11 protein-coding genes are annotated in these 12,006 nt (G+C 41.6%); 8 read left to right on the plus strand and 3 right to left on the minus strand.

Going from position 1 to position 12,006, the window contains the following annotated elements; translation table 11 throughout:
- The first annotated feature begins 140 nt into the window (after nucleotides 1-140).
- The 5 genes from G399_RS0119800 (at nucleotide 141) to G399_RS23055 (ending at nucleotide 4,488) form a co-directional block, all read left to right on the plus strand.
- Nucleotides 141-1,109: a class 1 fructose-bisphosphatase gene (locus G399_RS0119800; protein WP_006015207.1), complete on the plus strand. Its 969-nt coding sequence runs from the start codon at nucleotides 141-143 to the stop codon at nucleotides 1,107-1,109.
- Between the two features lie 117 nt (nucleotides 1,110-1,226).
- Nucleotides 1,227-1,760 carry an inorganic diphosphatase gene (ppa, locus tag G399_RS0119805; RefSeq protein WP_006015210.1) on the plus strand — a complete coding sequence of 178 codons (534 nt, stop codon included), beginning with the start codon at nucleotides 1,227-1,229 and terminating at the stop codon, nucleotides 1,758-1,760.
- 202 nt (nucleotides 1,761-1,962) lie between these two features.
- Entirely contained in the window at nucleotides 1,963-2,388 is a 426-nt protein-coding gene (locus tag G399_RS0119810) for a DUF3299 domain-containing protein (RefSeq protein ID WP_051288664.1), read from the plus strand.
- Between the two features lie 58 nt (nucleotides 2,389-2,446).
- The gene (locus G399_RS0119815; RefSeq protein ID WP_006015214.1) at nucleotides 2,447-4,066 is read left to right on the plus strand and encodes a methyl-accepting chemotaxis protein; all 1,620 of its coding nucleotides are present in this window, start codon (nucleotides 2,447-2,449) and stop codon (nucleotides 4,064-4,066) included.
- A gap of 233 nt (nucleotides 4,067-4,299) precedes the next feature.
- The gene (locus G399_RS23055; RefSeq protein WP_226989024.1) at nucleotides 4,300-4,488 is read left to right on the plus strand and encodes a response regulator; all 189 of its coding nucleotides are present in this window, start codon (nucleotides 4,300-4,302) and stop codon (nucleotides 4,486-4,488) included.
- A gap of 79 nt (nucleotides 4,489-4,567) precedes the next feature.
- Here G399_RS23055 and G399_RS0119825 read toward each other — a convergent pair whose 3' ends face one another.
- The gene (locus G399_RS0119825) at nucleotides 4,568-4,966 is read right to left on the minus strand and encodes an acyl-CoA thioesterase (RefSeq protein ID WP_006015217.1); all 399 of its coding nucleotides are present in this window, start codon (nucleotides 4,964-4,966) and stop codon (nucleotides 4,568-4,570) included.
- 100 nt (nucleotides 4,967-5,066) lie between these two features.
- Entirely contained in the window at nucleotides 5,067-7,916 is a 2,850-nt protein-coding gene (gene uvrA, locus G399_RS0119830; protein WP_006015219.1) for an excinuclease ABC subunit UvrA, read from the minus strand.
- 200 nt (nucleotides 7,917-8,116) lie between these two features.
- On the opposite strand from uvrA, the gene G399_RS0119840 reads away from it, so the two are divergent.
- Entirely contained in the window at nucleotides 8,117-9,472 is a 1,356-nt protein-coding gene (locus tag G399_RS0119840; RefSeq protein WP_006015221.1) for an MFS transporter, read from the plus strand.
- Nucleotides 9,473-9,698: 226 nt separating this feature from the next.
- Nucleotides 9,699-10,307 carry a single-stranded DNA-binding protein gene (locus G399_RS0119845; RefSeq protein ID WP_006015224.1) on the plus strand — a complete coding sequence of 203 codons (609 nt, stop codon included), beginning with the start codon at nucleotides 9,699-9,701 and terminating at the stop codon, nucleotides 10,305-10,307.
- A 609-nt stretch (nucleotides 10,308-10,916) separates the two neighbouring features.
- Here G399_RS0119845 and G399_RS23060 read toward each other — a convergent pair.
- Complete coding sequence (locus G399_RS23060; RefSeq protein ID WP_026843651.1) at nucleotides 10,917-11,153, minus strand: NAD(P)-binding protein; 237 nt, start codon at nucleotides 11,151-11,153, stop codon at nucleotides 10,917-10,919.
- Nucleotides 11,154-11,368: 215 nt separating this feature from the next.
- Here G399_RS23060 and G399_RS21135 point away from each other — a divergent pair.
- On the plus strand, nucleotides 11,369-12,006 hold a 638-nt coding region (locus G399_RS21135), incomplete at its 3' end, for a MipA/OmpV family protein (RefSeq protein WP_051288545.1).

The following is a 12,006-nucleotide window of genomic DNA, read 5'->3' on the forward strand; positions in this document are numbered from 1 at the left end:
AATAACAAGGTCGCAATTTGAGCGCTTCCCAGTTACAATTATGTCCCAAGAAATACAAGGATGAGCATTATGCATAAATCGTTAGTGCAATATGCGAATCGTAACCGTTTTGATCTCATATCTAAGGAACACTTGGTAACATGAAACGCTTAAACTCCCAGCTACAACAGGATGGAGCCCCGCTCGAACTTATCCTTTTAATACGTACTATTTTAGCCGCTTGTAAAGAAATTTCATTCCGTGTGAGCCAAGGTGCTCTGGCTGGTGTGCTCGGTTCGACTTTGTCCGAAAACGTACAAGGGGAAACACAAAAAAAATTAGATGTCATTTCTAATCAAATTTTGAAAGACACGTTGCGAGAGTCAGGTTACGTCAAAGCGATTTCTTCAGAAGAAGAAGACACGGTTGTTCCATGTAATCCAGATGGTAATTATTTGGTGAGTTTTGACCCATTAGATGGCTCATCAAATACTGAAATTAATAGCTTAATAGGCACAATATTTTCCATTACACATGCCCCGCAATGGATGAAGTCTGATGATCCGTCTGCATTTCTTCAGCCGGGTACGCAAATAGTTGCGGCTGGATACGTTTTGTATGGTCCCTCAACAATGTTAGCAATGACAACGGGGCGCGGTACTCATTTATATACATTAGATAAAACCCATGGCGGCTTCCTTCTTACCCAAGGCAATGTGCAAATTCCGGAAGACACTGAAGAATTTGCGATAAACACATCGAATCAACGCCATTGGGAAGAGCCAATCCAGCAGTACGTAAAAGACTTAATTGCTGGTGTCGAAGGGCCACGAAAAAAAGACTACAACATGCGTTGGGTAGCAGCGATGGTAGGTGATATTCACCGAGTACTATGTCGAGGTGGTATTTTTGCCTATCCTTTCGATAAACGTAACCCAAAAATGCCGGGCAAATTGCGCTTACTTTATGAAGCAAACCCAATGGCGTTTTTAATAGAACAAGCCGGTGGTTTAGCTGATACCGGGCAGGGTCGTATTATGGAAGTTATGCCAGAAGAGATCCATCAGCGTATACCTACGCTGTTAGGTTCAAAAAATGAAGTGCTAGCTTGTAAGAGTTACTACAAGTAAGTCGAACGCTTAAAAACCTCTATAGCGCCATGAGACCAAACTCTTAGTCGTTTTATGTAGATACTGTGTCGAGATTTTCTTATAATCTTGGCAATTATTTTATTATAGGAAATACCCATGAGCTTAAATGATGTGCCAGTAGGCAAAAACGCACCTGATGAATTTAATGTCATCATAGAAATTCCAGCATACTCTACCCCGGTTAAATACGAAGTAGATAAAGACACCGGCGTGCTTTTTGTTGACCGTTTTATGGCAACTTGCATGCAATATCCTGCAAACTACGGTTATGTAAACCTTACATTATCGGACGATGGCGACCCGGTTGACGTACTTGTAATGTCTCCTCATCCACTAATAGCGGGATCAGTTATTAAATGCCGTCCAGTTGGCGTATTAAAAATGACAGACGAGTCGGGCGAAGATGCGAAAGTGATCGCTGTGCCAGTGTCAAAGTTAACTAAAATTTATGAAGATGTGCAGAATATTGAAGACGTTCCCGGTTTGTTGAAAAATCAAATCGAGCATTTTTTCGCACATTATAAAGATTTAGAGCCAAACAAATGGGTGAAAATTGAAGGTTGGGCTGATCTTGACGCTGCTAAGGACGAAATTACATCAAGTATTGAGCGTTACAATAAGACCGTATAAGTATGGCTTGAGTATCGCTTTAAAACTGAAGTTATAAGAATGATTAAGCTCGCATTATGCGGGCTTTTTTTTACTCGATATTTAAGTACTAAAGTTTATACTATTCGAACGATTACAATAAGTTAAAAAGGGGAAGTTTTTGAAAAATAAATTTAAATGTGGGTTATTATTACTCGCTGGTTGCTTATTTACCGGCACTTTGATGGCGAATGACGACAACCAACCAAAAGAGTTATATTGGGAAGACATGGTGCCAAAAGACTATGTAATACCACCAAGTGCAATCGATCATAACGGACAAATGACGCAAACAGAACCCGATGCGCCGTTGCTCGAAGAACTCAATGGGCAACTTGTGAAAATACCTGGGTTTGTGGTTCCACTCGAAGGTGATGCTGATAATATTACCGAGTTTTTACTGGTTCCCTACTTTGGTGCTTGCATTCACGTGCCCCCCCCACCTTCAAATCAGATAGTTTATGTAAAATTTTCTGAAGGTGTGCCGATAACCAACCTGTACGATGCTGTTTGGGTGACAGGTATACTCTCTACCGATGGCTGGAAAGGAGATATAGCGACCGTTGGCTACACGTTAAAGGGTCAGGTTGTGACTGAGTTCGAAGGCTAGACAGACACATTTATTTGCACTTCCAAAGTGCGCAATTATATTACAAGTTAGGTAAAGTATGAATTTTTTGGCTAAACTATCTATTGCTCAAAAGCTGTTTCTAATTCCAATTATTGGAACGCTCAGTTTTGCCACGTATATTGGTATAAGTACTTACACTGCATACGCCAATGTGGCGCTGCTTGATGATGCACGCACTAAGCAGACTCCAGCATTGTTGAGATCAAGAGATGCACTGAATTCTATGGACGGCGTGAAGGAAACGCTGAGTGCAGCAGTCACGACAGGCGATGAGGAAAGCTTAATAAAAGCAGAGGCGCTAGCCGTCAAAACCTCGGATAACTTACAATTTATTATTCAGCTCGATAGCAACATGGCTGTAGACGTTAAGCCAATTTTAAAAGCCTTCGAGTTATATTTCAAAATAGCTTACGATGTTAGTAAATCGATGGTTGACAACAGCGCTGATTTTTCAAAGTTGCAGTCTGCGTTGCAAGAAATGAATGCGTCTTATGACAAAGCAAGCGCTGATTTAAAAGAATTCAGTGATCAGCGTGAAGTTTCGTTTGAAAATGCCATTAGTAGCGCTAATGAATCAGCTAAATTTCTGATAAAATTAGGCGTATTCATGGGTATCGCAACCATGTTCATTTTGTTTTTAACGGCACTACCTATTGTAAACAACTTGCGTAAAAGTATAGTTGATGTGGTCAAATCACTCAAAGATATGGCGCAAGGCGATGGCGATTTAACTATCCGCATTAAAACTGACAACGCAGATGAAATTGGTGATTTGGTTTATTGGTTCAATCAGTTTATTGAAAAGCTACAAGGAGTTGTGCAAGATATTGGTAATTCAAGCAAGCCGCTTTCAAACTTAGCTGAAAATCTAAACCAAGTGTCTAATCAAGCGCGTCTAACCATTTCATCACAACAGATGGCTGCAGCAGATGCTAAAGCCGCAGTTGATGAAATGACTACCAGCGTAGGCGCTGTAGCAAGCAGTGCTAATGAAGCGGCTAAAGCCGCAGGCGAGGCATCAACTGCTGCGGATGATGGTCAACGAGTTGTCAACCAAACGGTAAGCAGTATTCAAAGTCTTGCTTCCAGAGTTGAAGAGACAGCCGTGGTAATAAAGAAGTTAGAACAAGACTCAAATCAGGTGGGTGTTGTTTTAGATGTAATTAAAGGCATCGCAGAGCAAACTAATTTACTCGCCTTAAATGCAGCCATAGAGGCCGCTCGTGCAGGCGAGCAAGGTCGAGGATTTGCGGTGGTTGCAGACGAAGTAAGAACATTGGCTTCACGCACCCAAAAATCGACTGAAGAAATTCAAGCAACAATTGAGCAGTTGCAAGGCGCTGCTCGCTCTGCAGTTGCAGTAATGGCAAAGGGAACAGAGCAAGCGATTGTTAGTGTTGATGAAGCAAATAAAGCAGGTGCTAGTTTGAACGTGATAACGCAAACAATCAGCCGTATTACTCACATGAATGATCAAATTGCTAACTCAACGGGCGAACAGCAAAAAGTAGCTGATATGATTTCCTCTAATGTTGATGAAATCAATGCTCGTACCGAGGACACAACCTCTAGTTCTGAGCAACTAACCTTAGTGAGTGCTGAATTAGAGCAACTTTCAAAAGACTTCACCCGAATTATGCAGCAGTTTAAGTACTAGTATAAGCGGCTATATGGGCCGCCATTGGCTAAATAATTATCTTAAGTGGAGTCAAGTCAGTCGTAACCAAAGCTAAAATAAAAAACATATAACTTGGCCGCGATTAAAGCCTCTATATAGTGGATGTTAACTTCCAACAGAGCCTAGCAACAGTCTTTTTGCTTAAACTTTTCCCGTGATGCTAACTTTGTTTCTAGAGAGGGCGTTAGTTAACAGTTTGGACAAATCAAGCTATCGATGTAACAAAGAACTCACACTTTGATATGATATTTATGGATTTAAAAATGCCTAAAATTGATGGCTTCGAAGCGACTAGAGTGATTCGGTTGAGCGATACTGATACTCCAATAGCTGCGCTTTGTGTCTCGGTATTAAAAGAAGATATTAAAAAGCTCAACAAGTCGGTACGAATTACCATATAGCCAAACCGATTGGTCGTCGCGAGGCACCAAGTTGCTCGCTTCCTTTCTTGTCACTAGGATTCAAAATAGGATGTGAGTCTTACTTCAGTTCTATTTTATGCTCTTCAAGTTTAGCGCGAATATCATCAGGAATGCGTAGTGCCTTTTTGCTAGCATAATCGTAACGAACCAGTGTGGTTGTTCCCTTTGCTTTTTTCACATTGGACTGCCATAACTCTTGGTAAACTACAAATGAGCTATTGCCGACGCGGCTAATCCAGGTTTTTACTTCAACTGGACCTGCTAAATAGATTTGTTCTAAAAAATCGACATTGTAATTGGCTAAAATAAGAGGCCAATTATTGAGGTCAAGATCAGGTGTGAAATACTTAAATATTGGCAGTCGAGCAGTTTCAAACCAGCCAACCAATACCGTATTACTAACGTGCTGCAATGCATCTGTTTCGTAAAACCGTACATCGAATTCAATACTTAACACCTGTTTCTCCTTTTCTTTATTAGCTCGCCGCGCTTTATTAGCTCGCGGTGTTTTATTAGCTGTGGTGCTTTCCTCGCGCGCGCGCGTTAGTCGCGCGCAGTTAACTTTTAACTTGCTTGCCAGCCAACATTTTTGCTAGGTATTTACCGGTGTGGGATGCTTCAACTTTACAAATATCTTCAGGCGTTCCTTCTGCGACAATAAGACCACCGCCTGAACCTCCTTCAGGGCCAAGATCAATAACCCAGTCAGCGGTTTTTACAACGTCAAGGTTATGCTCGATGACGACAACAGTGTTACCGTGATCGCGCAGACGATGCAACACTTCTAGCAATTGCTTAATATCATGGAAGTGCAGACCTGTTGTTGGTTCATCTAAGATGTAGAGGGTTTGACCCGTATCACGCTTAGATAGTTCTTTAGCCAGTTTTACGCGTTGCGCTTCACCACCTGACAACGTAGTGGCAGACTGGCCCAAACCAATATATGAAAGACCGACATCCATTAAGGTTTGCAACTTGCGATTAATTGAGGGAATAGCGTCAAAGAAATCACGTGCATCTTCTACGGTCATGTCTAGTATTTCATGGATGTTTTTGTTCTTGTAGCGAATTTCGAGTGTTTCACGATTGTATCGTTTACCCAAACATACATCACAAGACACATAAACGTCGGGTAAAAAGTGCATTTCCACTTTAATTAAACCATCGCCTTGGCAGGCTTCGCAACGTCCGCCTTTGACGTTAAAACTGAAACGCCCAGCTTTATAACCACGCGAACGTGATTCCTGAGTACCTGCAAATATTTCACGAATAGGAGTAAAAATACCGGCATAGGTTGCTGGGTTTGACCGTGGTGTTCTACCAATTGGACTTTGGTCAATGTCGACCACTTTATCCATGTGTTCCAAACCTGTTATGCTTTTATATGGCGCCGGTTCATTGGTGGTAGCGCGGTTTAATTCACGTTGTGCTATGCGATAAAAAGTATCGTTGATCAAGGTTGATTTACCTGAACCAGATACACCCGTAACGCAAGTCATTAAACCTTGTGGGATCTTCAACGTCACGGATTGTAAATTGTTGCCAGTAGCGCCGGTTAATTTCACCCATTTACGGTTTTTTGTACTATTTCGCTTTTCTGGTATTACAATGAACTCTTTTCCTGATAGATACTTACCAGTGAGTGAACGTTCACTATTCATGATGTCTTCCAAACTACCTTGTGCAATAATTTCGCCACCATGCACACCAGCACCAGGACCGATATCCACAATATAATCGGCTTCTTTAATGGCATCTTCGTCATGTTCAACAACAATGACGGTGTTACCTAAATCACGCAAATGACGCAGTGTTTCTAGTAGTCTTGAGTTGTCTCGTTGGTGCAAACCAATAGAGGGTTCGTCTAACACATACATTACGCCGACCAGACCCGCTCCAATTTGACTAGCAAGTCGAATACGTTGCGCTTCGCCGCCAGATAGTGTGTCAGCGCTACGAGACAATGAAAGGTAGTTCAAACCGACATTCACCAAAAAAGCTAAGCGGTCTTTTATTTCTTTGAGGATCTTATCCGCAATCTCTCCGCGCTGGCCTGTCAGTTCTAGATTTGAAAAGAAGCTCAAACACTCTGCAATCGACATTTGAGCAACTTCAGGTAAGTTTGTACCTTGAATAAATACATTACGAGCCTCTAGTCGCAGCCTTGCACCCGAGCAGCTAGTGCAGCTTTGGTAGCTCATATACTTGCCGAGTTCTTCACGCACTGTATTGGACTCAGTTTCACGATGACGGCGTTCCATATTTGGAATGATGCCTTCAAATGGATGCTTTCGCTCCATAATGTCGCCGCGTTCATTGATGTATTTAAACTTAATTGATGTGCCTTTACTGCCATATAAAACAATATCTTTGGCTTCATCATCCAGTTTTTCAAAAGGCGTATTTAGGTTAAATTCATAATGGTCTGCAACTGACTGCAGCATCTGAAAATAATAATAGCTACGTTTATCCCAACCGCGGATAGCGCCACCGCTTAAACTAATTTCAGTGTTGCCGACGATCCTGTGCGGGTCGAAAAATTGTTTTGTTCCTAGGCCATCGCAGGTTTGACAAGCGCCGGCTGGGTTATTGAATGAGAATATTCTAGGTTCTAACTCTGTAATGCTGTAACCGCAATGTGGGCATGCAAAGTTAGCTGATAAAATAATTTCTTCTTTATGTTTTTCTTCATCATCCATATACGCCACTTTAGCTGAACCAGCAGAAAGAATGAGCGCAGTTTCAAACGATTCAGCTAAACGAAGTTGTAAATCATCACGTACTTTAAAGCGATCCACGACAACTTCGATAGTGTGCTTTTTGTGTAGGTCTAATGTTGGCGGATCGGTTAAATCACAAACTTCACCATCAATTCGTGCACGAATAAAACCCTGCGCACACAAACCCTCGAGGGTTTTTACATGCTCACCTTTGCGGTCCTGAACAACCGGCGCCAGCAACATGAGTTTGGTGCCTTCAGGCATTTCTAACACGCGGTCGACCATTTGGCTTACTGTCTGTGCATTCAGAGCAACGTCGTGCTCTGGGCATTTAGGTTCGCCTACACGGGCAAATAGTAGACGTAAGTAATCGTAAATTTCTGTAATAGTCCCCACAGTCGATCGCGGGTTATGCGATGTCGATTTTTGTTCTATTGAAATAGCGGGCGACAAGCCTGCGATATGGTCAACATCGGGCTTTTCCATCATGGACAAAAACTGTCTTGCATAGGCCGACAGCGACTCTACGTAGCGACGCTGACCCTCAGCATATAGTGTATCGAATGCAAGCGAAGATTTCCCTGAACCAGACAAGCCCGTAATTACCACGAGCTTGTTTCTTGGGAGTTCAATATTGATGTTTTTCAGGTTATGGGTGCGAGCCCCGCGAACTTCTATTTTATCCATATTGCCTTACATATTACCTTAGATGAGATGGTGCCAGAACAATCGATAAGTATGACACAAATTTACGAGAAAATATGGGTTTGTTACGGATCTTGTACAGAAGGGATCATGCAGTTATGGGTAGATCAAATTCTTGTGTTAGAATTGCGCGCCTTCGTTACACAGATTGTCTCTAAGCAACCAATGGAAATGATAAAAAGTTGAATCCACAAGAAACGCGTGCCGCCATCAGTTTAGCCCTAGTTTATGTGTTGCGTATGCTCGGATTGTTTATGGTAATTCCTGTCCTAGCCATCGCCGCTGTTGACTATCCAGATTATTCGCCTCTTTTTGTTGGGCTAGCGATAGGTGGCTACGGTTTGACACAAGCCATATTGCAAATACCGATGGGCGTATTATCTGATAAGTGGGGTCGTAAGCCGGTTATTTATATGGGACTTTGCTTCTTTGCATTGGGCAGCCTAGTAGCCGCCAATGCAGATTCGATGGCTATGTTAACGCTGGGTCGCATTTTGCAAGGAGCTGGCGCAATAGCTGGTGCGATTATGGCATTAGCCGCAGATGTTACGCGAGAATCAGAACGTGCAAAAGTAATGGCAATTATTGGTGTTTCTATTGGTTTTTCATTCTACGTTGCGCTTTTAACCGGTCCGATTATTGCTGGGCTGTATGGTATTCAAGGCATCTTCTGGATTACGGCAGTGCTAACTATCTGTTGTTTGCCGTTGGTTAAATTTGGCGTGCCGACGCCAAAAGAAAGTAGTCCATCGGGCGATGCATTACCGCAACTCAGTCAGCTAAAAACCCTCGCTAAAGAACCCAGTCTTTGGCGTTTGAACATCAGTGTTTTGACTGTCCATTTACTTATTACCTGCTTTTTTGTGCAAGTACCAGTGCTGCTCACTGAAGTGAATTTTGGTCTGGATGAACATTGGAAAATTTATACGCCAATTCTCTTTGTGTCAGTATTAATTTTAGTCATGTTAATGAAACTATGTAAACACCTACAAACGTCCACTTCTTTTATAATATCTCTGACGTTAATGGCCATGGGTTTTGGGTTGTTTTTGCTGCCCGAGTTAAATTGGGCGGTTATTATCATCGCGGGGACGTTGTTCTTTGCTGGCTTCAATTACATGGAAGCGCATATGCCAGTGATGGTTTCGAGTATCGCTCCGGCTGGAAAAAAAGGCAGTGCGATGGGCATCTACGCTAGTTTTCAATTTTTCGGTGCATTTTTGGGCGGTGTAATCTCCGGGGCATTGACTGGATGGCTCGGTCCGAAGCTAGCCTTAGTGGCTTGTCTGATATTTATTGTTATCGCGATGATTATTGTTTGGGGATTACAAAAAACGACTAAAGTAAAAAGAGTCACGCTCACGATTGAAAATCGAGATAGTTTTCAACAAACGTCAAATAAAACACAGTTAGAAAGTGATTTTGGAAAACTTGAAGGTGTGCAAGAGGTGTTAGTCGATGTTGAAAAACGCGCTGTGTATTTGAAAGTTGACAATAAAGGGTTCGATATTGAAAAAGCTAAAGCCTTGATTAGCTGAGAAAGATTTAAAGTAAGACATCAGCGTCCCTGCACCAGCGAACTGTTTATCGCGAAATCAGGTGAATTGGGTGTGCAAAACATCAAATACAATAGTATATTAGGCATCAGATTTTAGTCGTCAACATCGTGATTAATTTATGCACAAACTACGATTAGTGGTTAGCATGAGATGCGAATTAAGCGGCATAAAAGTAATTAAAAAAGTGTAAATAACAGGAGTTAGCATGGCCTCTAGAGGTGTGAATAAAGTAATCTTAGTTGGCAATTTAGGTAACGATCCAGAAGTTCGTTATATGCCTAATGGTAATGCCGTTGCCAATTTGAGTATCGCCACTAGTGAAAGTTGGAAAGATCAGCAAGGTCAACTTCAAGAAAAAACAGAATGGCACAAAGTAACGATGTATCGTCGTTTAGCTGAAATTGCAGGTGAGTACCTCAAGAAAGGGTCACAAATTTACTTAGAAGGTAAATTACAAACACGTAAGTGGCAAGATCAGCAAGGTAATGACCGCTACACAACAGAAGTCATTGCAGACCAATTACAAATGCTAGGTGGTCGTAATGAAAGTGGCGGCGGTGGACAAAGTGGTGGCGGCCAAGGCGGTTATCAGCAAGGTCCTCAAGGCGGTCAGAATAATCAAGGTGGCTACCAACAAGGCGGTGGTCAGTCAAACCAGGGCGGTGGTCAGTCGAACCAAGGCGGTGGTCAGTCGAATCAAGGCGGTGGTGGCTATTCACAACAGGCGCCAAAGCAGTCTCCCCAACAATCACCGCAGAAAGCGCCGCCGATGGCAGAGCCAGACTTTGATTTTGATGATGATATTCCATTTTAGCTTACGTATGATCCAAAAGTGTTAAGTTAATTGAACTAAAAAAGCCCATATAAAACATGGGCTTTTTTAGTTTTTAAAGAAAGTAAAAGTGTAAATACGATTTAAGACATATATAACAAAGCTCTGATTTCAAAAATCTTTTTTTTACTTTAAAAAACACTAGCTTTTGGATCGTTTTCTTTGAATTTGGCTAGGTTCATACATGTAAAAATGACAACTCGGAGTTAATCAAAAAATGACCACTACGCTTACCTTGCAAATATAAAGCTTAACGTTCAAAAAAATTTGTATTTGAGTTAATTGACGCGCTGGCATTGTCTTATATGGTCTCCTCCAGTATTGCAAGGTTTAACACGTGATAATAGGGACAGGATTCTTTATTACTTGCGATGCAAGGCACTGGCGTATCAAGTACACAAGAAACGTTACAATTTTGCTCAGCCAACAACTAATTTAATTGTCGTATTGATGAATTCCAGACCTTGGGGAACTCAGTCGTCATTATTGGCGACACCACGGAGTATAAGTAGAATAAACCACATATCTGATCTATTCAACAGGGACTAATTTTGCTGGATTTAGGATTATTGAACTGACTGTTGGAACAGGTTAAAGGCAGAGAAAGTTATCCATAATCCCGAAGTTATTGAATATATCTCGTAAAATGAAAGGCTGCTCTTTTGTCCCGATACCACTAAGTTGTTGCAGAGCGACTTCAAATTCGAATTTTCCCCTCATAAATGAGGTAGCGCATCCTCCGGAAACATTATGCCTCTCTGAGAGTAACGTTTTGCTCCTCCTCGTTGCAGTGGCTGCCGCGGTAAGTCCTGCATTTCCGGCACCCATTACAATAGCGTCAACATTGACCTTTAGACTTCCTTTGTATCTATAAAATTTTATCTTTGGGGCGCGGTTTTATTTTTTGCTGATTTATTTTCTATGTGTAAGTTTCAAGAAAGATTCAACTGGTAATCTTTGTCTTGAGGTCTGGTTGACAACTCTCTTGATTAAGCTGCAGATACATTATGTATCTGATTTTTACAACATTAAAAGGTACTAATATGAAAATTATAAACTCGCTCCTTACCATCGGTTTTTTAATAGGCGCACCACAAGCACATGCAACTGATAAATATCATGAACCTGAATTAAGTTGGGGTGTTGGACTAGGTATTATCAGTGAAGATGAAGGTTATATTGAGCTGGGCAGTGATAGCATGGCTGTGCCTATCTTCATCATTAATTACGGTGATTTTTATTTGATGGGTCCTAAGTTTGGCTATCAGTTATATGGCAATGATAATTATACTTTCGGTTTGACGGGAAATTATCGACTGGACGGCTATGAAGCACAGGACAGTCCATTTTTGATGGGCATGGACGACAGAGATGGCACCCTGGACATAGGTGTTGAATATAGTTACGACACCGGCTTTGGAAAAATTGGCATAGAAGTGGTCACAGATGCACTAGGCACACATGAAGGATATCAGGCCGACATTTCCTATAGTTATCCTATTAATTTTGATAATGGCCAGCTTTCACCTTATATCGGTGCAGAATATCGTAGTGATGACTTAGTTAATTATTATTATGGTGTAAAAAGTACTGAAGCGACTCAAATACGTCAATTTTATCAGGCTGATTCTGCCGTTAATCTTGTGATGGGGATCAGAAGTACCTGGTTTTCGGGACCTCA

This window comes from Brumicola pallidula DSM 14239 = ACAM 615 (assembly GCF_000428905.1).
In the GTDB taxonomy this organism is placed as follows: Bacteria; Pseudomonadota; Gammaproteobacteria; order Enterobacterales; family Alteromonadaceae; genus Glaciecola; species Glaciecola pallidula.

Bases quoted from the DNA above. Each gene is read 5' to 3' on its own strand.
- G399_RS0119810 (WP_051288664.1), top strand. From the start codon at position 1,963: ATGGCGAATGACGACAACCAACCAAAAGAGTTATATTGGGAAGACATG.
- G399_RS0119815 (WP_006015214.1), top strand. From the start codon at position 2,447: ATGAATTTTTTGGCTAAACTATCTATTGCTCAAAAGCTGTTTCTAATT.
- uvrA (WP_006015219.1), bottom strand. From the start codon at position 7,916: ATGGATAAAATAGAAGTTCGCGGGGCTCGCACCCATAACCTGAAAAAC.
- ppa (WP_006015210.1), top strand. From the start codon at position 1,227: ATGAGCTTAAATGATGTGCCAGTAGGCAAAAACGCACCTGATGAATTT.
- G399_RS0119800 (WP_006015207.1), top strand. From the start codon at position 141: ATGAAACGCTTAAACTCCCAGCTACAACAGGATGGAGCCCCGCTCGAA.
- G399_RS0119845 (WP_006015224.1), top strand. From the start codon at position 9,699: ATGGCCTCTAGAGGTGTGAATAAAGTAATCTTAGTTGGCAATTTAGGT.
- G399_RS23060 (WP_026843651.1), bottom strand. From the start codon at position 11,153: ATGGGTGCCGGAAATGCAGGACTTACCGCGGCAGCCACTGCAACGAGG.